This window comes from Streptomyces sp. NPDC045470 (genome assembly GCF_040646595.1).
Taxonomy (GTDB): domain Bacteria; phylum Actinomycetota; class Actinomycetes; order Streptomycetales; family Streptomycetaceae; genus Streptomyces.
On the sequence record NZ_JBEZAN010000015.1, the window covers coordinates 38225 to 60242 of the forward strand.

A 22018-nucleotide genomic window follows, 5' to 3' on the forward strand; every position below is an offset into this window, starting at 1 on the left:
TGCGCCCGCTCAGGCGCGCCCGCCCCGGGACTCAGGCCCGTCCGCCCCGGGACTCAGGCCCCGTCCGGGTCCGCCCGCTCCAGCGCCGGACGCGGGCCGGGTCCGGTCTCCAGCAGCAGGTGATCGGCGGCGGCCGTGTCCGTGACCAGACTGGTCACCAGCCCGGACCGCAGCACCGCGCCGATCGCCGCCGCCTTCTGCCGGCCGCCCGCGATGGCCACGACCTCGGGGATGCGCCGCAGCCGGTCCGCCTCGACCGTGATGCACCGCTCGCCCAGGTCCCGCCCGATGCGGCGGCCGTCGGCGTCGAAGAGGTGCGCGGACATCTCGGCGGCGGCGCCCAGCGAGGCGTAGTGCTCCCGCTCCTGCTCCGAGAGCATGTCGTAGACGGTGGAGATGCCCGGCGCCCAGGAGCCGATGGAGACACAGGCGACGGTGACCTTGTCGAAGTACTCGAACGCGCGGGCGATGCCGGTCTGGCCGCGCAGCGCGGCGGCCGTCGCCGAGTCGGGCAGCAGCATCGGCGCGTAGATCGGGTGTGCCTCGCCGCCGGAGACGTCGGCCGCCCGGCGTACCGCCTCGACCGAGCCGCGGTCCGCGGTGCCCGCGTCGTACACGCCGGTCAGCTGGACGACCGTGCACGGTGGGAGGCGGTGCAGCGCGGCCGCCATGTGGATGGTGGACCGGCCCCAGGCCAGGCCCAGCACATCGCCCTCGGTGACCAGTTCGCCGAGCAGGTCGGCCGCGACCTCGCCGAGGTTCTCCGGGTCGGGGGCGTCGTCGGTGGCGTCGGCGGGCGACTCCACCACGACCGCGTGCCGCAGGCCGTAACGGGCCCGCAGCGCGTCCGAACGCTCGGCGTCCAGCTCCGCGGGAACCCGGATCTCGATCCGTACGAGGTCACGCTCCAGCGCCGTCTCCAGCACCCGGGCGACCTTGAAGCGGCTGACGCCGAACTCCTCGGCGATCTGGATCTTGGACTTGCCCTCCAGATAGAAGCGGCGGGCCATGGCCGCGGCCTGCACCAGCTCGGCGGGGCCCATTGCGGACTGCGGGCGGCTGGCAACCACGAGATTCTCCCCTTGTGCGCACCTGATCGAGTCTTTGCTCATCCTTGCAGAAACCCGAGGTGGTCGGGGACCATCACCGCCCCGGCCGTCGTGAACACCCGGTAGCGGCAACACCAAGAAACACCGGCGTACGGGGATCGGTGCGCGCTCCCCGCACACCACGTGCGGCGCCGGCGCCCGCGGCGATCACGCGGGCGCCCCTGTGACGGTGGCGTCAGTGGGCGCAGCCCCAGCCGGCCGCGGCCGTCGCGGACTCGGCCTGCGCGCGCAGTTCGCGCACCGCCTTCGCCGGGTCGTCCGCGCCGTAGACCGCCGAACCGGCCACGAACACGTCCGCGCCGGCCTCCGCACACCGCTCGATCGTGGACGCCGACACCCCGCCGTCCACCTGGAGCCACATCTCCAGACCGTGCCGGGAGATCAGCTCCCGGGTCCGGCGGATCTTCGGCAGCATGATGTCCAGGAACGCCTGACCGCCGAAGCCGGGCTCCACGGTCATGATCAGCAGCATGTCCAGCTCGGGGAGCAGGTCCTCGTACGGCTCGATCGGCGTGGCCGGCTTGAGCGCCATCGAGGCCCGCGCGCCCTTGGCCCGGATCTCCCGCGCCAGGCGTACGGGCGCGGCCGCCGCCTCCGCGTGGAAGGTGACCGAACCGGCGCCCGCCTCGATGTACTGCGGCGCCCAGCGGTCCGGGTCCTCGATCATCAGGTGCAGGTCGAGCGGGGTGTCCGTCGCCTTGCTCAGCGCCTCGACGACCGGAGCGCCCAGCGTCAGGTTCGGCACGAAGTGGTTGTCCATCACATCGACATGCAGCCAGTCGGCGCCCTCGACGGCCTTCGCCTCCTCGGCGAGCCGGGCGAAGTCTGCGGACAGGATGCTGGGGTTGATCAAGGCCATACCCCCAGTATGTCCTGCCCGGCCCCGGGCGCCGAAGTGGGTGGGGCGGGCCGCGGGCCGCAGGCGGTGCCAGGGGCCGCCGGGGCGCACGGGAACGAGCCCGTAGCCCCCGCGGGAGGGAGACAGCAAGCCGCCGGCCCTCCGCCCGCCTTGAGGCGGACGGAGGGCCGGCGGCCGATGATCTCGATGATGCGTCACCGTGCGGGGACCGGTCATGTCCCCCGCCGGGCGCCTTCGGGGGTCAGCTCCAGCGCTGGTGCTTGATGCCGCCGTCGAAGCCCGCGTAGACGGGCGAGCCGGCGCTGGTCTTGGAACCGAGGGTCAGCTTGGTGGCCTTGTTCTGCAGCCGCCAGCCCATGGAGTCCTTGATCTCGCGCCACTTCTGGTTCGCGCCGCCGTTGCAGACATTGGTGTAGACGGTGCCGTCCTTCTTGCTGTCGAGGCAGAAGTCGTGGTCCGCGGACTTCAGGACGAAGGTTCCGTCGGACTGCTTGGTCTCCTTCCACTTCGCGGCGGCCCCGCAGCTCCCCACGCCGACCCAGAAGCCATTGGCCACCAGGCACTTGCCGTTGCCCTTGTTCTTCCAGGTGACCGTCTTGCTGGCGGCGAACGCCTGCCCCGAGGCGCTGAACATCAGGGCCGGTGCGAGAACCGCGGTGGCCGCGACCGTGCCTATCAGGCGCTTCATCATCGTGTTTTCCCCGTTCTAGGGTCGAAATTGACGACCCCGGCAGCAGTGACTGCCCATCTGGCAGACAGGTGACGACCGGTACTCGGCCTCCGTCGGCACATGCGTCGACAAGGTCGGTGCCGACGTCTGGTCCGTACGCGTCGTGGCGTGCCTGCCCGACACCTCTGCGGCCGTGATCCCCGTTGTCATCGGCACCTTATCCCTGCATGATCATGCCAGGCAAAGCGCCCTTCGCAGGGCACCGGTACGCACCCCGGACATCACGCCGTCCGCCGCAGCAGCGCCAGGTACATCGCGTCCGTACCGTGCAGGTGCGGCCACAGCTGCACGTCCGGACCGTCGCCCAGCGCGGGCACGCCCGGGATCAGCGGGCGGGCGTCGATCCACTCCGCCGTCACGTCCGCTCCGGCCCGCCCCTTGAGGACGTCCTCCACCACGGCGCGCGTCTCGGCCGGGTGCGGTGAGCAGGTCGCGTAGCCGACGACGCCGCCGACCCGCACCGACACCAGCGCCTGGCGCAGCAGCTCCCGCTGGAGCGGCGCGAAGCCGGCCAGGTCCTCCGGGCGGCGGCGCCAGCGCGCTTCGGGGCGGCGGCGCAGCGCGCCGAGACCGGTGCACGGGACGTCCATCAGGACACGGTCGAAGGAGCCGGGCCGCCACGGCGGGCGGGTGCCGTCGGCCGCGATGACCTCGTACGGACCGGGGTTGCCGGCCAGCGACCGTGCCACCAGGCGCGCGCGGTGCGGCTGCTTCTCGGAAGCGAGCAGCCGCGCACCGCGCTGCGCGGCGAGCGCGCCCAGGAGGGCCGCCTTGCCGCCCGGTCCGGCGCAGCCGTCCAGCCAGACGCGGTCGGTGCCTTCGACGGGCGCGTTGGCCAGCGCCGCCGCGACGAGCTGGCTGCCCTCGTCCTGCACACCGGCCCGGCCCTCGCGCACCGCGTCCAGGGCGCCGGGCTCGCCGCCCTCGGCGAGCCGTACCGCGTACGGGGACCAGCGCCCCGGCAGGGCGCTCTCCTCCCCCACGGCCTCGATGAGTTCCTCGGTGGTGGACCGTCCCGGCCGGGCCACCAGTGTGACCTCGGGCCGCTCGTTGTCGGCCTCCAGCAGGTCCTCCATACCGGCGCGGCCGCCGCCGAGCGCGTCCCAGAGCGCCGAGACCACCCAGCGCGGGTGCGCGTGAACGATTCCCAGGTACTCCTCGGGGTCGTCGTCGTACTCGGGCGCGACGCGCTCCAGCCAGCCGTCCAGTTCGTTCGCGGCGATCTTGCGCAGCACCGCGTTGACGAACTTGGCCCGCCCGTCCCCCAGCACCACACGTGCCAGTTCGACGGTCGCGCTCACCGCGGCGTGCGTCGGGATGCGCGTACCGAGCAGTTGGTGCGCGCCGAGCGACAGGACGTCCAGGACCGGCGGGTCCACCTCCCGCAGCGGCCGGTCCACGCAGCGCGCGATGATCGCGTCGTAGGTGCCCTGCCGCCGCAGCGTGCCGTACACCAGCTCGGTCGCCAGCGCCGCGTCCCGCCCGTCGAAGTCCTCGTTCTCCCGCGCCTTGCGCAGCATCGGCGGCAGCACCAGGTTGGCGTACGCGTCCCGCTCGTCGACGGCCCGCAGCGCCTCGAAGGCGAGTATCCGGACCGGGTCCTTCTTGGGCCGGCGGTAGGGCTTGCTGGGATGACGCGACTGACCACTCACGAGAAATGTGCTCCGCTGATACGAGACGAGGTTCGCCCCCAGCCTACGTGGCGCGCCGGGGCGCGCCACGGGGCGGTGCCGGTCGGAGCCGCCGCCTCCGCCCCGGCTCGTTCGCCCGCTTCACTCCCCCGTCTCACTCCCCCAGCCGCTCGCCCTCACCGATCCGCACCCCGCGCGCCCAGTCCGCGCCGCGCATCGGCTTCTTGCCCTGCGGCTGTACCCACAGCAGTTCCACCGCGTGACTGCCCGTGCCGGCGTACACCGCCTTCTTGGTGACGGCGAGTTCGCCGGGGGCCAGGTCCGTGCGGTCGGGCACCGGTCCGACCGTCATCAGCTTCAGCCGCTCCCCCCGGAAGACGGTCCACGCGCCGGGCGCGGGCGCGCACCCGCGCACGACCCGGTCCACGCGCAGCGCGGGCGCCGTCCAGTCCGCCTTCGCGTCCTCGACCTCAAGTTTCGGCGCGAGGGTGATGCCGTCGGCCGGCTGCGGCACCGGGGTGAGCGTGCCGTCCTCGATGCCGTCCATGGTGGCGGCGAGCAGTCCGGCTCCGGCGAGGGCCAGCCGGGTCAGCAGGTCGCCGCTGGTGTCGGTGGCCCGTACCTCCTCCGTCACCACCCCGAACACCGGCCCGGAGTCCAGTCCTTCCTCGATGAGGAAGGTGGAGGCGCCGGTCACCTCGTCGCCCGACAGGACCGCGTGCTGCACCGGGGCGGCTCCGCGCCACGCGGGGAGCAGCGAGAAGTGCAGGTTGACCCAGCCGTGCGCGGGAACGTCCAGGGCCACCTTGGGGAGCAGCGCCCCGTAGGCCACCACCGGGCAGCAGTCCGGCGCGATCTCCCGCAGCCTGGCGAGGAAGTCCTCGTCGCGCGGCTTGGCGGGCTTGAGCACCTCGATACCGGCCTCCTCCGCGCGCTCGGCGACCGGGCTGGCGACCAGGCGCCGGCCGCGGCCGGCGGGGGCGTCGGGCCGGGTGACGACGGCGACGACCTCGTGCCGGTCCGAGGCGATCAGGGCATCCAGGGCGGGTACGGCGACCTCGGGGGTGCCGGCGAAGACGAGCCTCATGGGTGGCGTACTACCTCTCACACGCTGCGGAACGGCGCACCAGTCTATGGGCCACACCTTCGGGGGGCGTGCGAACAGGCGCGCGCCCCTCATTGGAACCCGTACGCCCCCATACCGTGACCGAAGCCGCGTCTGTTGCGTTGGTCAAGCAGCATTGACCGACCGGGCCGCCCTCGCGGCCCGCTCGTTTTCACCATTTGTCACGTTCCTCTGCACATTCAACGCCGGTTCGAGAGGCTTGTTCATGGCCGACCACGCAACCCACGACGCCCAGGCACGCGCCAGCCTGCACCTTCTGGTACGGGACATCGAGCGGGTCCGCCGGCAGGTGGACGCCCTGCGCACCCTGACAGCTCAGCTCGGCAACGTCTACCGGCCGCGGCGCACCGGCCCGTCCGCCGGCTTCGTCGTCTACGGGCGCGCCCCCGCCCCGACCGTACGTCTCGCCCAGGAACTGCGCGACAGCGTCGAGACCCTCGTCACGGCGGCGGTGGACTTCGACCGTTCGCTGGGCTTCTCCTGGGACGCGGTGGGTTCCGCACTGGGCGTCACCAAACAGGCCGTGCACCGCCGTTACGGCGCCCGCCGCTCCACTTCCCAGCCCGGCCCGGAGAACGGCGAGGCGGTCCGTACGCCCGAGCCGTCCGCCGCCCGCAGCCTGGCCGTCTCCCCCGGTCTGCCGAGCGCCCCGGCGGTCCCCGCCACCCGCACACTGCCGGGGCAGTCCTCCGTTCCCGCACGGGAGGAAGCGCGCCCCGGCGTCTTCCCCGGCCCCCGCAACGGCTGACCACGCCCACCGCCCCGGTCCGCCCCCGGGGCGGCCTCCTTGTCCCCACCCCAGCCGCGTCCGCACCACCGGCCCCACGTGAACGCCGTACGACAGCCCCACGTGAACCGCCGTCCGGCAGCACCGCGGAAACGCCGTCCGGCAGCCCCAGGGGCACCCCGCCCGGCAGCCCGGCAGCCCGGCGAAGACCCTGCCCGGTTACCCGAGATCGGGCGGATCGACCCGCACCCGCACCGCCTCCCCCTCCCGTTTGACCAGCCGCGCCGCCTGCGCCGTCTTCAACGCCGCCGCCAGCGCGGCACCCTGGCCGGGGCGTACCCGTACCAGCGCCCGTTCCCATTCCTCCCCGGGCGGCGGGTCCCCCGGCCGGCGCGGCCGCCCCGCGTCGGGAGCCGGCACCGGTACGGGGCCCAGCACCTCGGCGCCCTCCGGCAGCCCGGCCGCCGCGAGCATCTCCGCCACGTCCTCGGGACGGCCCGTCACCGACGCCATCCGGGACACCGGCGGGAAACCCAGCTCGGCCCGCTCCGCCAGCTCACGCACCGCGTGCCCGGCCGGGTCCCAGCGCACCAGCGCCTGTACGGGGCGCAGCGTCGCCTCCGCGATGACCGCGACCGTGCCGCCCTCGGCATGGCCCCGGACCAGCGCCGCGGCCTGGAGCCAGCGCCGCAGCGCCTCCTCGCCCGCCCGCAGGTCGGGGCGGCTCAGCAGCGCCCATCCGTCCAGCAGCAGCGCGGCGGCGTAACCGCCCTCGGCGACCGGCTCCGCCCCCGGCGTGCTCACCACCAGGGACGGAACGCCGGGCACCGTGTCCAGCACATGGTCGCGCCCCGACGTACGCACCGGAACGGCCGGAAACGCACGCCCCAGCTCCTCCGCCGTCCGCCGCGCCCCCACGATCTGGGCCCGCAGCCGTACGCCTCCGCACTCCCCGCAGCGCCAGTCGCCCTCCTCTCGCCCGCACCAGCCGCACCGCAGCTCGCCCGCGTCGCGCGCCCCCAGCGGCCCCGCGCAGGCCCGGCAGCGCGCGGGCTCCCGGCAGCGCTCGCACGCCAGCCGCGGCACGTAGCCCCGTCGCGGCACCTGCACCAGCACCGGCCCATGCTTCAGCCCCTCGCGCACCACCTGCCACGCCAGCGTCGGCAGTCGCGCGGCCCGCGCCGCCGCGTCACGCGCCTCGTCGGCGTCGCCGACCGTACGGACCAGCGGCGCCGCGGCCCGCACCTGCTCACGCTCGGCCGTCAGCGGCCGTGCCCAGCCCGTCTCCACCAGCTGAGCCGCCTCGACCGTGCAGCTCAGCCCGCCCAGCAGGAACCCCGCCCGCTCCGTCACCGACCGCTGCAGCAGCACTTCCCGCGCATGCGGCTGCGGCGCATGCGGATCACTGTGACTGCCGTCCCCGTCGTCCCAGATGGCCACCAGTCCCAGGTCCCGCACCGGCGCGAACATCGCCGCCCGCGTCCCGACCACCGCCCGCACCGCGCCCCGGCTGACCGCCAGCCAGCGGCGGTACCGCTCCTCGGGCCCGGCATCGGCACTCAGCACCACATGCCGTCCCTCCCCGATCAGCTCCCCCAGCGCCGCGTCCACCCGCGCCGCGGCCCGCCCGTCCGGCAGCACGGCCAGGGCCCCACGCCCCGACGCCAGCGCCGCGGCCATCGCCCGCGCCAGCTCCTGCGGCCAGTGCGGCCCCGGCAACGCCGTCCACACGGCACGCGGCGTGTCCCCCCGCCCCAGCGCCGCCAAAAACCCAGGACCCGCCGGGTACCGCCCCCAACTCCCCGTGTCCGGCATCGCGTTGGGCGGCAGCGGCGGCCCGCTCGCCTGCCCCTCCACCTTCGCCCGCCGCGGCGGCACCGCCAGTTGCACCACGTCCGCGAGCGTCCCCGCATACCGGTCGGCGACGGCCCGGCACAGCCCCAGCAACTCCGGCGTAAGCACCCGCTCGGGCGACAGCACCTGCGCGATCGGCGCGAGCACCCCCCGGAACTCGCTCTCCGCCACCCGCTCCACCACGAACCCGCTGACCAGCTTCCCCCCTTCCCGCCGGCCCCCCTTCTCCCCGGCCCCGAACCGCACCCGCACCCGCACCCCGGGCTGCGCCTCCGCGTCCATCGCCGCCGGCACCGCATAGTCGAAATACCGGTCGAGATGCACCAGCCCCTTGTCCACCAGCACCCGCGCCACCGGCAACCGCTCCGCCAGCTCGGCCCCCCGCCACGTCCGCGGCTTCGCCCGCGCCGCCTTCGTCCCCCGCACCGCCTCCCGAATCAACGCAAGCTGCTCCGGCTCCACACCCGGCCCGTCGTCTTCCCTGCTCACAGCATCAGTCTTAGCAGACGGGACCGACAGCGGCGGTGGGGCCGGGGAGCGGGCCGGGGCTCGACAGGTGTCGGCCGTTCCGGTTCGCTGCCCCTCCGGGCGACGCCCGGAACAGGAAGAGGAAACGGGAAACCGTCCGGCTGCCTTGTCGGCACCGGCTCGACGACAGCAGGCTGACGTCCGGAGTCGGGACCGCCCGAGCGGCCGCACGGTCGACATGACGGAGGTTCACGTGTCGGAGCAGCCGATCTCGTTCGGAATCGAACTCCGGAGGCGCCGCACGGCCACGGGGTGGTCCCTCACCCGGCTGGCCATGGCGGTGCACTACAGCAAGGGCCATCTGAGCAAGGTCGAGACGGGTCTCAAACGCCCGACGTCCGAGCTCGCCCGGCTCTGCGACGCCGCTCTGTGCGCCGACGGCGCGTTGGCGGCGCTGGTGCCGCCGACGGAAACGACGGAGGCGGCACCGATTCCCGAGTCCCGGCCCGACGAAGAGGTGTGGATCATGCAGTGGGACGCAGACGGCTCGGTCCGCTTCGCCGCCGTGGACCGCCGCCGTGCCTTGGCACTGGGCGCCTCCTGTCTGCTCGCCGTGGCCGCGGGCGAGGAGCCGGCCGCGGCTTCCCCGGCGGACGCCGGGCTGCTCCAGGCATCGCGGGCGATGTTCGACCAGTACCGCAGGCTGGGCCAGAGCGCGGAACCCGGTGCCCTGGTGCCGCCCCTGGTGGCCCAGGCCCAGGCCTTACGCGACCTCGCCACCCGCTCGGCAGGCGGAACCCGGCGCGGACTTCTCGTCCTGGCCTCCCGATACGCGGAATTCGCGGGGTGGATGGCCCAGGAGTCCGGCAACGACCGCGCCGCGTCGTGGCTGACCCGGCGCGCGGTCGACCTCGCCGAAGCCGGCGGCGACCGTCATCTGGCGACCTACGCGCTGGCCCGGCAGGCGTTGATCTCCTTCTACGCCGGCGACGCCGCCGCGACCATCGCCCTGTCCGGCCGGGCGGCGGACACCCAGGACGCGCCACCGCGCATCAGGGGCCTGGCCGCCCAGCAGGAAGCTCAAGGGCATGCGCTCGCGGGAGACCACCGGGCGTGTATGCGCCGGCTGGAGACCGCACGCGCCTTGCTGAGCGCCGACACCGAAGACCCCACCCTCCCGGTCATCGGGAGCAGCAACCTGACGGACCCCGTCTCCATGGCGACCGGGTGGTGCCTGTACGACCTCGGCCGTCCGCACCAGGCAGCCGACGTCCTCGACGCCGAGACCGCCCGGTTGCCCGGCCATTCCGTACGGAATCAGGTCCGCTACGGGATGCGCCGCGCACTCAGCCACGCCGCGGCCGGCCACATCGAGCACGCCTGTTCCGTGGCGGCACCCCTGCTCGGCCCCGTGTCCCAGGTCGATTCGGCAACGGTACGGGCCGACGTACGACGGCTGGCCCGCCTGCTGACCCGGCACGGCTCGAATGCCGCGGTGCGGGAGATCACCCCGCAGCTCACTTCGGTCCTGCGCCCCACCGCCTGATTTTCTTCCGGCCGGCGTCGGGAAACCGCCCGCGCCGGTCATCGTCCTGCACCGACCAGGAGATCCTGTGACTCAGCGACCCGAGATATTCATCAATTACCGCACGGCGGACGCACCGGACGGTGCCGCTCTCATCGAAAACCATCTCTCCCAGCGGTTCGGTACGGAGCTGGTTTTCCGGGACGGTAAATCGATCCCGGCGGGCAGCCTCTTCCCCGAAGCGCTGCGGTCAGCCGTACGGAACTGCAGCGTGCTGCTGGCCGTCATCGGACCACGGTGGCTGGACAGCCTCCGTGGACAGGCCGCGGACGGCGGAGACGACTGGACGTGCCGCGAGATCGCCGAAGCCCTGGAGAGCGGAGCCCAGGTCATTCCCGTCCTCATCGGTCCGGACACCGCCCCGCCGGCCGCCGACCGGCTGCCGGTCGGTATCCGTGAACTCACGCGCCGCCAATATCGCCGGGTCACCTCCTACACCTCGCACGACGACCTGGACCTGCTCGCCGACGAACTCGCCCGGCTGGTTCCCCGGCTGGGTGAGGCGGATTCCCGGGCCGCCCGGGACGGCGATGGCGAAGCACGGACCCGCAACACCGTCGACGGCAATCACGGCACGGTCTTCCAGGCGGGCACCATCGGCACCGCACTCAACAAGCCGAGCGGTGCCGTGCACAGTGGCCAAGGGAACCAGTACGTCAACTCGCACCAAGGAGACCAGTACACCCACTCCAACCACCAGTCCGGGGGAAGCGGAGTCCATTTCACCGGTGGAAACCAGGGCGGTATCAGCTTCAACGCCACTCCGCCCCAGGACGAGAGCGAAGGCCGGTGACCGAATTCATCGGGACGGCTCTCGGTGACGCTTCCGGGCCCCTGCATTCCGGGGCCGGCGACCAGTACATCTACTTCGGCTCGTCAGCCACCGGTGCTCCCCGCCGTCCTCCACGGGACGCCGCCCGGGACGAACTCTTCCGGCTGCACCGCCGGTTCGTCTTCCCGCCGGGTTTCGAGAGCGCCCGGACCCGCCTTTCCGAATACCGCACCGTCCTGATCAGCGGCCCCGTCGGCAGTGGGCGCAGCGCGGCGGCGCGCGAGCTGCTGTACGAACGGCAGCAGGGCAGCGGCAGCCGATTCGTCAGACTGCCGGACCGGGTGGAGGAGAAGGACGGGTCGGACGGGTCCATTCTTCACCCGGACGACGTCCAGCAGTCCGACTTGATGCTGTTGGATCTCACGGCTGCCGGGCCGGACGTACTGGAGCAAGCGCAACGGGAGATGTCCGAGTTCCGCGCCGCCGTACAGGCGAAGTCCGCCTGGCTCACCGTCGCGCTGCCGTCCGAAACCCGTGTCCACGACGACTTGAGCGGCTTGCGCGTCGCAGTGGGCCGGCCGGAAGCCCTCAAGGTGCTGCGCAGGCACTTGCACGCCGAGCACATCGTCCCGGAGGAGGCCGAATTCTCCCGAGCCGAGCTGACCTCGTTTCTCGCCACCGCGCACATGCGCGAGGTCGCCCGGTTCGCGGACCTCGTCAAGCAGTTCCGCGATCAGACGGCTGCGGAGACCGGCCACTTCACGGACTGGCTGGACCGCGCCCTGGCCGCCACCCTCCGACGGCAGGACGAGGTACGCGAAATTCTGGCGCGGTCCTCCGGGGCGCAACGCGCCCTCTTCCTGTCGTGCGCCATGCTGCACGGAGCCCGCGGGCAGGCCGTCCAGAAAGCGGCCGCCCAATTGCTGCGGGCCGCGGAAGAGCCGCATGTGGTGCAGCCTCTGCTCAGCCGTACGGCACTGCCGCACCGACTGGCGGACGTCGGCGCGGAACTGACGGCCGGTGGCCGGGTGGTGTTCCGCGGCCTTCGTTACGACGAAGCGGTCAGCGACTGTTTCTGGGACGATTTCCCGGAATTACGGCCCGTCCTGCGCGTCTGGACGGACCGCCTGGTCCGGGACTCCGCTGCCGTCGGCGAGCGGCCCGACGATCTCGTTCTGCGCTATGCCCGGCAGTGTCTGCGTACCGAAAGCCCCGAAGAGCTGTCCGGAGCCGCGGTCGCGTGGGCCTCCGTATCCGGCGGAACACCGTCCTGGCTGCATCGATCGGCCTACCTCGCCCTGGACACCGGGCTGCGCGACGAGACGCACGGTGGCCATTTCCGGGAGAAGACCTACGAATGGGCGATCAGCCGGCAGCCGAGCCCCGGATTGGTACGGGTTCTGGTCGGTGTCTGCTCCGGGGCCATGGCTGTCCAGCACCCCGACAGCGCTTTGGTACGGCTCCTGCACCTCGCTCGCCGGGAAACCGCCGATACCGCGCCCATCGCCCACGACGCACTGTTCGACCTGGCCTTTTCCGAAGGCCGCCTGACCCGGCGCCTCCTGGACCGCATCGACCGCGCTTGGGGGCGGCAGCTCTCCCCTCGGCGCCGCGCCCGCGAAATCGAGTTGTTCCGGCGGCTCGCCGAACCGGAACGCTTCGCCGACCCAGGAGGCCGGACTCGGCCGCTGATTGCCGAACCAGCCGTACGGAGGCAATTGACCGCCGGCTGGCGCGCGGTTCTCACGGCGCGCCCATTCGCCGAATGCCGTGCCGGAACAGCCGACTGGCTACGGGCCGCCCGCAAGTGGCCGGCTGCGCGGGAAAGCGTTCTGGATGTTCTGGTGCATGCCTGTGAGGGACGCGGCGATCTTCTCGGTGAACTCTACGCACTGGACTGGCACCTGCCGTGCGCCTCCGAGGAAGAGCAAGCGGCGAAGGCGGACGTCTCGGCACTGGTCTGGCGGAAAATCAACGCCGCGCAAAATGTGAGCGGCTGAATCGGGGGACAGGAAAGATGAGTTCGGGACACAAGACCTTCACCATGTTCGTCACGGTGATCGGCGAACTGCTCGTCGCCATCGCCGGGCTGGCGCTGGACTGGCAGCCGTTGTGGCTGTGGCCCACGCTGGCCGTGTCCCTGCTGGCCGGAGCGGTCACCGTGTTCGTGGTCACCGACCGCAGGAAGCCGTTGATTCCGCGGGAGGCGCTCGCCGACCCCGATCTGCCGATCCCTCCCCGAGAGCCGCAGGAACGTTTCATCACCGACGTGGCGCTGCCCAGTCAGTCGCCCGACTACGACTTCCTCTTCTCCGCCCGGATCCGCTGGGCCGTCCTCGACGAATCCGGTTACGGCCCTCCGGTGAGCCCCGGCGGCCTGGCCGTGAGCGCCATACTGGAGCGCGCCCGCGCCGTCACCGCTCAGCAGTTGCCGCTGCGCTGTTCGCTGATCCAGCACCAGCTTGGCGGGGTCCTGGGCACCATGCAAGGCGATGCGTCCGGCCGTGTCCTGGCGATGGCCGATGCCGTCACCCTCACCCTGAGCGAGCCCGACCGCGACCGGCTGAGCAAACTGTCGACCGTGCGCAAGGACGAGGCCGTCTGGGAACACGAGCGCAAGTACGAGAAGAGCAAACGCGCCTACCTGGGCGACGACGTACTCAAAGACCCCGGCAGCGCCGTCGTCTGGTATCTGTCCCGGAACGAGGAAGCGATCGAGCACACCGTCGACCTGATCGGCACCCTCACCCGGCTCGCCGGAGCGGCCAACACCAGGGACTTCCCCGAACCCGCCGAGGTGGAGGAAGCGGCCGCACCACCGTCGGCCGACGGGCACCGCCCGCACACCACGTGGGAAGACGCCGCCGCCGGCCCGGGACACGGCGAGCCGGGCCCCGGTCCCGGAACCGTCGACTGCGTCAGCCACCTGCTGAAGGAGCTGGGCATCCCCGACACAGCGGAGGGCGCGATGCTGGCCCAGCGCGTCGCGGAGAACATCGCCAAGTGTTCCGGCCCGGTCGCGGCCGAAGCGGCAGCGGCCGTCCGCGATCATTTCGCTCCGCCCGCTCCCCCACCGTACGAGAACGCCGTTCCGGAGGACACCGGCCCGGAGCCTGAGCCCCCGGGGCCCGGACCGTCTGCGCCCGCGGACCCCGGCCCCGAACCCCCTTCGGCCCAGAAGCCCCCACCAGGGGCGTGACCGAGACACGCGCCAAAGGGGCACCGGAATGGTCTCGAAGCCGTGCTCGTCTGCTGCCCGCCACCCATTCGGCTCAGCGTCGTGGGGAGCAGGACCTGACCACCGCCGGACTCGGCGAGGCCACCTGAACCGTGAGACGAACCAACAGGTGACGCCCTTCCCGGGTGCGGGCCGGTATGTCCCTAAAACTTGCCGCGACGGTCCGCCTCCAACACCGTGGCCTGGGCGAATGATCCGATAGCGCTGCCGTGGGGACGGGGTCGGTGACGGTTCTCATGAGCCCTCGCCGCATTTCAGAGGGATACCCGCGCCGTTCTGCCAGCAGCAGAACAGCGGCCGGGCCGGGCTCGACGATCACTACAGTCCAGCCTCATGACGATGATTACGACGCGTACGGTCGAGTATCCGGCCGACGGCCTGACGATGACCGGGCACCTCGCGCTACCGGCCGGTGTCGACCGCCGGCCCGCGGTGCTGCTCGGACCAGAGGGCACGGGGCTCAGCGACGTCGAGCGCCGCCGGGCCGACGCTCTCGCCGAACTGGGATATGTAGCGCTGGCCTTCGACCTTCACGGCGGGCGCTATTTGAGTGACCCCGAGGAGATGCTGGCCCGTTGCCTGCCGCTGCTCGCCGACCCCGACCGGATGCGGGGCATCGGCCATGCGGCGCTCGACGTGTTGCGCGCCGAACCGCGGACCGATCCCGACCGGATCGCCGCCATCGGCTACGGCACCGGGGGCGCCATCGGGCTGGAACTCGGGCGCGACGGCGTCAGCCTGCGCGCGATCGGGACAGTCAATGCACTGACCACAGGCCGACCGGGCGAGGCGGCGCGCATTCGCTGCCCGGTGTGGGCCGGGGTCGGGTCGGAAGACCCGATCATGCCGCCCGCGCAACGGGACGCGTTCACCGCCGAGATGCAGGCCGCGGGCGTCGACTGGCGCCTCGCGGTCTACGGCGGCGCCTTGCACGCCTTCCACCACCCGCCGGTCGATCACACCGTGCGTCCCGGCGTCGGCCACCACCCACGGCACGCGCAGCGAGCCTGGCGCGACATCGTCGACCTGCTCGCCGAGTGCCTGCCCGTGACAGAGGACCTGGCGGCCTGACCCCGGCAAACATGCAGGCGCCAGGCATGGCCGGCGTCGGGCGCTGACACCCCTCCCCCAAGTCCGCGCAGCGGAATGGCATGCGGGCAGAAGTCCGGGTTCGAAGACGTAGTCAAAACTGCCGCAGCAAACACTGGATCGACCGCGACAGGGCCCCTGCGGCAATCATCCCGGCCTGCGGCGGGACGTCCCGGCCGCAAGGGTGAGATGTACGCATCAACTGCGGTGTCACCGTACCGACCCTGCGCCGAGGCGCATCGAGATCACCTCATTGCCCCTTCGGCGCGTATCTCGGCTGCACCCGCGCCCCAGCCCTGACCCCGCCCACGCCAAAGGCCCGCCCCGAAAGGGGCGGGCCTCCGGCGTCGTGCAGGTGCGGAACCGGTGCGGAGCCTTACAGCCCCACAGCCCTCCGCAGCGCCTCCACCCGGTCCGTGCGCTCCCAGGTGAACTCGTCCAGTTCGCGGCCGAAGTGGCCGTAGGCGGCGGTCTGGGCGTAGATGGGGCGCAGCAGGTCGAGGTCGCGGATGATGGCGGCCGGGCGGAGGTCGAAGACCTCGGCGATGGCGTTCTCGATCTTGTCGACGTCGACGGTGGCGGTGCCGAAGGTCTCGACGAACAGACCCACCGGCTCGGCCTTGCCGATGGCGTAGGCGACCTGGACCTCGCAGCGGGCGGCCAGCCCGGCCGCTACGACGTTCTTGGCGACCCAGCGCATGGCGTAGGCGGCCGAGCGGTCGACCTTGGACGGGTCCTTGCCGGAGAAGGCGCCGCCGCCGTGGCGGGACATGCCGCCGTACGTGTCGATGATGATCTTGCGGCCGGTCAGGCCGGCGTCACCCATCGGGCCGCCGATCTCGAAGCGGCCGGTGGGGTTGACCAGCAGGCGGTAGCCGTCGGTGTCCAGCTTGATGCCGTCCTCGACGAGCTGGTTGAGGACGTGCTCGACGACGAATTCGCGGATGTCGGGAGCGAGCAGGGAGTCCAGGTCGATGTCGCTCGCGTGCTGCGAGGAGACGACGACGGTGTCGAGGCGGACGGCCTTGTGGCCGTCGTACTCGATGGTGACCTGGGTCTTGCCGTCGGGGCGCAGGTACGGGATGGTCCCGTTCTTGCGGACCTCGGACAGGCGCTTGGAGAGGCGGTGCGCGAGGTTGATCGGGAGCGGCATCAGCTCCGGGGTCTCGTCGCAGGCGTAGCCGAACATCAGGCCCTGGTCGCCCGCGCCCTGCTTGTCCAGCTCGTCCTCGTCGCCCTCGACGCGCTTCTCGTAGGCGGTGTCGACGCCCTGGGCGATGTCGGGGGACTGTGCGCCGATCGAGACGGAGACGCCGCAGGAGGCGCCGTCGAAGCCCTTCTTCGACGAGTCGTAGCCGATCTCCAGAACCTTGTTGCGCACGAGGTTGGGGATGTCGGCGTACGCCTTCGTCGTCACCTCGCCGGCCACATGGACCAGGCCGGTGGTGATCAACGTCTCGACGGCGACCCGGGAGGTCGGGTCCTCCTTCAGGAGGGCGTCGAGAATGGTGTCGCTGATCTGGTCAGCGATCTTGTCGGGGTGACCCTCGGTGACGGACTCCGAGGTGAACAGGCGGCGGGACACATCGCTCCCTGGGGTTGCAGCGGCTGCTGGCTGATCATTGGCGGAAAGGCCGAGAGCTGCGCTCGGCGCGATCCGGGGCCAGTTTATCGGTCATGAGCCGCGTTCGGGCACGCAGTCTCGATTTCTGGACCCGCCGTGACCTGGGACACCTCGCCGGAGAGAGGAAGATCTCGTTCCGGCAACGGCCCGGAAGAGGCTTTTCGATCACGGGGAGGGCGGGGAAGGAGGGGCCTGCGGGGCGGTCAGGCGGGGGGCCACCAAGTCCCAGATCCGGTCCGAGAGGGCTTCTTTTGGACCGTACGGTACGGGGGTCTCGGCGCCGTCGGCGGCCAGGATCACCGCCTCGTTCGCGGCCGACCCGAACGCCTTGTGGTCGCCGACCTCGTTGACGACCAGCAGGTCGCAGCCCTTCCGGGCGAGTTTGGCGCGGCCGTTGGCGAGGACGTCGTCGGTCTCGGCGGCGAAGCCGACGACCACCTGGCCCGGGCGGGGGCGTTCCGCGGAGATCTCGGCGAGGATGTCCGGATTACGGACCAGGGTCACCGGCTCGGGCTCCTCGCCGTCCTTCTTCTTGATCTTGCCGGTGGCGTACGCGGCGGGACGGAAGTCGGCCACGGCTGCCGCCATGACCACCGCGTCGGCGTCCGCCGCGGCCTTCAGCACGGCCTCGCGGAGCTGGACGGCCGTACCGATGTGCACGACGTCCACCCCGGCCGGGTCGGGCAGCTCGCTGTTGCCGGCGACGAGGGTGACGCGGGCGCCGCGGGCCACGGCGGTGCGGGCGAGCGCGTACCCCTGCTTGCCGGAGGAACGGTTGCCCAGGAAGCGGACCGGGTCCAGGGGCTCGCGGGTGCCGCCGGCGCTGATCACGACGTGCCGGCCGGCGAGGTCCTGGGTGAGGCCGAGCGGGCCGCGGGCCAGGACACGGCGGCAGGTCTCGAAGATCTCAACCGGGTCGGGGAAGCGGCCCTTTCCGGTGTCCACGCCGGTCAGGCGGCCGACGGCGGGTTCGATGACGACGGCGCCGCGGCGGCGCAGCGTGGCGACGTTCTCCTGGGTGGCCGGGTGCTCCCACATCTCGGTGTGCATCGCCGGAGCGAAGATCACCGGACATCGCGCGGTGAGGAGGGTGTTGGTGAGCAGGTCGTCCGCCAGGCCGTGCGCGGCCTTGGCCAGCATGTCGGCCGTGCAGGGGGCCACCACGACCAGGTCGGCGGACTGGCCGATGCGCACGTGCGGGACCTCGTGGACCGACTCCCAGACCTCGGTGGAGGCCGGGTTGCCGGAGAGCGCGGCCCAGGTGGCCTCGCCGACGAAGTGCAGGGACGCCGCGGTCGGCACGACCCGGACGTCGTGCCCGGACTCGGTGAGCCGGCGCAGCAACTCGCACGCCTTGTACGCGGCGATGCCGCCGCTGACTCCGAGGACGACCTCGGGGCGGCGGTCCGCGCCGCCCCCGTCCGCCGCGCCGGTTCCGTGCGCCGGTCCGGCGGCCGGCTGCGGCTGTGTCGGCTTGTCCATCGCGTTCTCTCCCCACGCCGTGGGTTCCGTCCCCGCGGGGTGCGGACCCGGTTGGTCATCTGTCCCATGACACACCAAGGGCCCGGCAGCGGCGCTGCCGGGCCCTTGGTGAAGGCATCGGGGCGGAATCCTCAGGACGCCGTACCGCTCGACGCCGCACTGCTCACTGAGCCGGGCCCTCGACGGCCTCGGAGGTCAGCAGGCCCGCGTTGATCTCACGGAGCGCGATCGACAGGGGCTTCTCGTGCACGTGGGTGTCGACCAGCGGGCCGACGTACTCCAGCAGGCCCTCGCCGAGCTGCGAGTAGTACGCGTTGATCTGGCGGGCGCGCTTGGCGGCGTAGATCACGAGGCTGTACTTCGAGTCGGTTGCCTCGAGAAGCTCATCAATCGGCGGGTTGATGATGCCCTCGGGCGCGGTGATGGAAGAGGACACTCTCTGCCTTCCGAAGGGGGGTGAAAACCGGTGTAAAGATCAAAGAACCTTCATCAAGGCTAGCAGCTCACGGCTGACGTCCTCGACGGAGGTGTTGACCAGGGTGACGTCGAACTCGGTCTCTGCGGCGAGCTCGACCTTGGCGGCCGTCAGACGGCGCTCGATGACCTCGGGCGCCTCCGTACCCCGGCCGGTGAGCCGGCGGACCAGTTCCTCCCAGCTCGGCGGGGCCAGGAAGACCAGCTGGGCCTCCGTCATGGACTCGCGGACCTGCCGCGCGCCCTGGAGGTCGATCTCCAGCAGGACGGGCTCGCCGGCCTCCAGGCGGTCCTGGACGGCCTTGCGCGGCGTGCCGTAGCGGTTCCCCGCGAATTCGGCCCACTCCAGCAGTTCGCCGTTGGCGACGAGCTTGTCGAATTCCTCGTCGTCCACGAAGAAGTACTGGACGCCGTGCCGCTCCCCGGGGCGCGGCTTGCGGGTGGTGGCCGACACCGAGAGCCAGACCTCGGGGTGGACCTTGCGCATATGGGCGACGACCGTGCTCTTCCCGACCCCGGAGGGGCCGGAGAGCACGGTCAGCCGCGGACGGGAGTCCGGGGATGCGGGGGATGAGCCCCGGGGTGTTGCAGCCATGCGGCGATTATTCCAGTTCCCCGGCGGTGCCAGAAAACTCAGCCGGCCTTGCTGCCGAATTCCCGCTCCAGGGCAGCGATCTGGTTGGTGCCCAGACCGCGGACCCGGCGGCTCTCGGAGATGCCGAGCCGCTCCATGATCTGCTTGGCGCGGACCTTGCCCACGCCGGGCATGGACTCCAGGAGGGCGGAGACCTTCATCTTGCCGATGACGTCGTTCTCCTGGCCCTGCTTGATGACGTCATGGAGGGAGGCGCCGGAGTTTTTGAGCCGATTCTTGACCTCGGCGCGCTCCCGGCGAGCCGCGGCGGCCTTTTCGAGCGCGGCTGCGCGCTGTTCAGGGGTAAGGGGCGGAAGAGCCACGCCTACGTCACCTCGGATGTAGAACTGTCGGATACGGACCGGTGTGGAACCTAGTCGCCCCGCACCTGCGGGGCAACGAGCAACGCGCTTACGTGCACTGCTCTCGTCGGAGACTAGCGGCCAAGGCGCTCGGAGTCAGCGAGAACAGACGAAAAGTCCTGGTCAGACTCTGCTGACCAGGACATATCGGGACTAAAGCCCCTGCCGTTCGACCGCTGTACGCACCTCGGCGACCGCCGTACGCACCTCGTCGGCACATCCGAGGGCGGCCGCGCGAAGTGCCGCGACGTCCGGACCGTGCCGCAGCACCCCCCGGCTGACGCTCGGCACGACGTTGCGGACCGCGGCACCGAAGACCCGCGGGAGGTCTGCGGGGGTCGCGCCCTGGGCACCGATGCCGGGCGCGAGCAGCGGTCCGCCGGTCGCCAGGTCGTACGAGGACAGGTCGCCGAGCGTGGCGCCGACGACGGCTCCGTACGAGCCCAGCTCCCCGCGGGCGGCCGCGTCGGCGTTCGCCGCCTTCAGGTGGCCCAGCACGGTCGCGGCCACGGTACGGCCGTCGGCCCGTACGGCGTGCTGGACCTCCTGCCCCTCGGGGTTCGAGGTCAGCGCGAGGGCGAACAGGCCGCAGCCGTTCTCCCGGGCCAGGTCGACGGCCGGACGCAGCGACCCGAAGCCCAGGTACGGACTGACCGTGACCGCGTCGGAGAACAGCGGGGAGGCCGGGTCCAGGTAGGTGGCGGCGTACGCGGCCATGGTGGAACCGATGTCGCCGCGCTTGGCGTCCATCAGCACGAGGGCACCGGCCTGCCGGGCCGCCGCGACGGTCTCCTCCAGGACGGCGACGCCGCGCGAGCCGAAGCGCTCGAAGAAGGCGGACTGCGGCTTGAGGACGGCGACCCGGTCGGCCAGCGCCTCCACGACGGTCCGCGAGAAGGCCGCCAGGCCCGCCACGTCGTCGTTCAGGCCCCAGTCGGCCAGCAGCGAGGCGTGCGGGTCGATGCCGACGCAGAGCGGGCCGCGGGCGTCCATGGCGCGGCGCAGGCGGGCGCCGAAGGGTTCGGGGCTCACGAGGAGGTCACCTTCCTGTGCTCGGCGCCGACGGCGTCGGCGAGGGTGGCGTACGGACTGTTGCGCAGGCGGGCGGCGAGGCCCTTGTGGATCGCGCGGGCGTAGAACGGGCCCTCGTAGACGAAGGCGCTGTAGCCCTGTACGAGGGTGGCACCCGCGAGGATGCGCTGCCAGGCGTCCTCGGCGTTCTCGATGCCGCCGACGCCGACCAGGGTGACGCGGTCGCCGACGCGGGCGTACAGGCGGCGCAGCACCTCCAGGGAGCGGGCCTTGACCGGGGCGCCGGACAGGCCGCCGGTCTCCTGGACCAGGGCCGGGTCGGAGGCCAGGCCGAGGCTGTCGCGGGCGACGGTGGTGTTGGTGGCGATGATGCCGTCCAGGCCCAGTTCCACGGCGAGGTCGGCGACCGCGTCCACGTCCTCGTCGGCGAGGTCCGGGGCGATCTTGACCAGCAGCGGGACGCGGCGCCCGGTGACGGTACGGTCGGCCGCCTCACGGACCGCGGCGAGCAGCGGGCGCAGGTGGTCGACGGCCTGGAGGTTGCGCAGGCCGGGGGTGTTCGGCGAGGAGACGTTGACGACCAGGTAGTCGGCGTGGCCGGCGAGGCGCTCCGTGGAGGTCACGTAGTCGGCGATCGCCGCGTCCTCCGGGACGACCTTGGTCTTGCCGATGTTGACGCCCAGCGTCGTGCGGAAGACCGGGTTGCGGGCCGCCAGGCGGGCCGCCACGGCCGCCGAACCGTCGTTGTTGAAGCCCATCCGGTTGATGAGCGCGCGGTCCGGTACGAGGCGGAACAGGCGCTTCTTGGGGTTGCCGGGCTGCGGCTCGGCGGTGACCGTGCCGATCTCGACGTGGTCGAAGCCGAGCATGGCCATGCCGTCGATCGCGACAGCGTTCTTGTCGAAGCCGGCGGCCAGCCCGAAGGGACCGTGCATCCGGCGGCCCAGGGCCTCGGTGCGCAGCTCCTTGTAGCGAGGGGCCAGCACGGCCGCGGCGAAGGTGCGCAGCACCGGGATGCGCGCGGTCAGCTTGATCCAGCGGAAGGCCAGGTGGTGGGCCTTCTCGGGGTCCATACGCCGGAAGATCAGTTTGAAGAAGAGGGAGTACACGAGCGGGCGGGGCCTTCCGCGGGTCGAGGAGGTCGGAGGGGACGGGGCTCATGAACGGTCCCGGTGAGGGCGGGGCTCATGAATGTTCCCGGCGGGACGGGGCTCATGAAGAG

At 72.0% G+C, this 22018-nt stretch carries 19 protein-coding genes; 6 read left to right on the forward strand and 13 right to left on the reverse strand.

The window, feature by feature from the left end; translation table 11 throughout:
• Nucleotides 1-53: 53 nt before the first annotated feature.
• The 5 genes from AB0A97_RS31040 to fmt all read right to left on the reverse strand — a co-directional run bounded on the left by AB0A97_RS31040 (nt 54) and on the right by fmt (nt 5416).
• The gene (locus tag AB0A97_RS31040; protein WP_030999354.1) at nt 54-1043 is read right to left on the reverse strand and encodes a sugar-binding domain-containing protein; all 990 of its coding nucleotides are present in this window, start codon (nt 1041-1043) and stop codon (nt 54-56) included.
• A 241-nt stretch (nt 1044-1284) separates the two neighbouring features.
• Complete coding sequence (gene rpe, locus AB0A97_RS31045; RefSeq protein ID WP_361156008.1) at nt 1285-1968, reverse strand: ribulose-phosphate 3-epimerase; 684 nt, start codon at nt 1966-1968, stop codon at nt 1285-1287.
• A 241-nt stretch (nt 1969-2209) separates the two neighbouring features.
• Nucleotides 2210-2659, reverse strand: coding sequence for an RICIN domain-containing protein (locus AB0A97_RS31050; protein ID WP_361156011.1), 450 nt, complete (start codon nt 2657-2659; stop codon nt 2210-2212).
• Nucleotides 2660-2919: 260 nt separating this feature from the next.
• Nucleotides 2920-4350 carry a transcription antitermination factor NusB gene (locus tag AB0A97_RS31055; protein WP_361156014.1) on the reverse strand — a complete coding sequence of 477 codons (1431 nt, stop codon included), beginning with the start codon at nt 4348-4350 and terminating at the stop codon, nt 2920-2922.
• A 133-nt stretch (nt 4351-4483) separates the two neighbouring features.
• Nucleotides 4484-5416: a methionyl-tRNA formyltransferase gene (gene fmt / locus AB0A97_RS31060; RefSeq protein ID WP_361156017.1), complete on the reverse strand. Its 933-nt coding sequence runs from the start codon at nt 5414-5416 to the stop codon at nt 4484-4486.
• A gap of 244 nt (nt 5417-5660) precedes the next feature.
• On the opposite strand from fmt, the gene AB0A97_RS31065 reads away from it, so the two are divergent.
• The gene (locus AB0A97_RS31065; RefSeq protein WP_361156020.1) at nt 5661-6203 is read left to right on the forward strand and encodes a hypothetical protein; all 543 of its coding nucleotides are present in this window, start codon (nt 5661-5663) and stop codon (nt 6201-6203) included.
• A 198-nt stretch (nt 6204-6401) separates the two neighbouring features.
• On the opposite strand, the gene AB0A97_RS31070 is transcribed toward AB0A97_RS31065, so the two are convergent.
• Nucleotides 6402-8525 (reverse strand): primosomal protein N', encoded by a 2124-nt coding sequence (locus AB0A97_RS31070; RefSeq protein WP_361156022.1) that lies wholly within the window; start codon nt 8523-8525, stop codon nt 6402-6404.
• 232 nt (nt 8526-8757) lie between these two features.
• Between AB0A97_RS31070 and AB0A97_RS31075 the strand changes: the two genes are divergently transcribed.
• The 5 genes from AB0A97_RS31075 to AB0A97_RS31095 all read left to right on the forward strand — a co-directional run bounded on the left by AB0A97_RS31075 (nt 8758) and on the right by AB0A97_RS31095 (nt 15170).
• Complete coding sequence (locus AB0A97_RS31075; RefSeq protein WP_361156025.1) at nt 8758-10050, forward strand: helix-turn-helix transcriptional regulator; 1293 nt, start codon at nt 8758-8760, stop codon at nt 10048-10050.
• A 67-nt stretch (nt 10051-10117) separates the two neighbouring features.
• Nucleotides 10118-10882: a toll/interleukin-1 receptor domain-containing protein gene (locus AB0A97_RS31080; RefSeq protein ID WP_361156028.1), complete on the forward strand. Its 765-nt coding sequence runs from the start codon at nt 10118-10120 to the stop codon at nt 10880-10882.
• Between the two features lie 320 nt (nt 10883-11202).
• On the forward strand, nt 11203-12861 hold the full coding sequence (locus AB0A97_RS31085) for a hypothetical protein (RefSeq protein ID WP_361156030.1): 1659 nt from the start codon (nt 11203-11205) through the stop codon (nt 12859-12861).
• A 17-nt stretch (nt 12862-12878) separates the two neighbouring features.
• Nucleotides 12879-14060 (forward strand): hypothetical protein, encoded by a 1182-nt coding sequence (locus tag AB0A97_RS31090; protein ID WP_361156033.1) that lies wholly within the window; start codon nt 12879-12881, stop codon nt 14058-14060.
• Nucleotides 14061-14432: 372 nt separating this feature from the next.
• Nucleotides 14433-15170 carry a dienelactone hydrolase family protein gene (locus AB0A97_RS31095; protein WP_361156035.1) on the forward strand — a complete coding sequence of 246 codons (738 nt, stop codon included), beginning with the start codon at nt 14433-14435 and terminating at the stop codon, nt 15168-15170.
• A gap of 394 nt (nt 15171-15564) precedes the next feature.
• Here AB0A97_RS31095 and metK read toward each other — a convergent pair whose 3' ends face one another.
• From metK to AB0A97_RS31130, 7 genes are all read right to left on the reverse strand, one after another.
• Complete coding sequence (metK, locus tag AB0A97_RS31100) at nt 15565-16773, reverse strand: methionine adenosyltransferase (RefSeq protein WP_361156038.1); 1209 nt, start codon at nt 16771-16773, stop codon at nt 15565-15567.
• Nucleotides 16774-16977: 204 nt separating this feature from the next.
• Nucleotides 16978-18294 carry a bifunctional phosphopantothenoylcysteine decarboxylase/phosphopantothenate--cysteine ligase CoaBC gene (coaBC, locus tag AB0A97_RS31105; RefSeq protein ID WP_361156041.1) on the reverse strand — a complete coding sequence of 439 codons (1317 nt, stop codon included), beginning with the start codon at nt 18292-18294 and terminating at the stop codon, nt 16978-16980.
• Nucleotides 18295-18457: 163 nt separating this feature from the next.
• The gene (rpoZ, locus tag AB0A97_RS31110; protein ID WP_003982715.1) at nt 18458-18730 is read right to left on the reverse strand and encodes a DNA-directed RNA polymerase subunit omega; all 273 of its coding nucleotides are present in this window, start codon (nt 18728-18730) and stop codon (nt 18458-18460) included.
• 39 nt (nt 18731-18769) lie between these two features.
• Nucleotides 18770-19363, reverse strand: a complete 594-nt coding sequence (gene gmk / locus AB0A97_RS31115; RefSeq protein ID WP_125048152.1) for a guanylate kinase — start codon at nt 19361-19363, stop codon at nt 18770-18772.
• 38 nt (nt 19364-19401) lie between these two features.
• The gene (locus tag AB0A97_RS31120) at nt 19402-19725 is read right to left on the reverse strand and encodes an integration host factor (protein ID WP_030999380.1); all 324 of its coding nucleotides are present in this window, start codon (nt 19723-19725) and stop codon (nt 19402-19404) included.
• Between the two features lie 192 nt (nt 19726-19917).
• Entirely contained in the window at nt 19918-20796 is an 879-nt protein-coding gene (pyrF, locus tag AB0A97_RS31125; protein ID WP_361156045.1) for an orotidine-5'-phosphate decarboxylase, read from the reverse strand.
• Nucleotides 20793-21905: a quinone-dependent dihydroorotate dehydrogenase gene (locus AB0A97_RS31130; RefSeq protein ID WP_361156047.1), complete on the reverse strand. Its 1113-nt coding sequence runs from the start codon at nt 21903-21905 to the stop codon at nt 20793-20795. The genes pyrF and AB0A97_RS31130 overlap by 4 nt, the downstream gene beginning before the upstream one ends.
• Between the last annotated feature and the right edge of the window lie 113 nt (nt 21906-22018).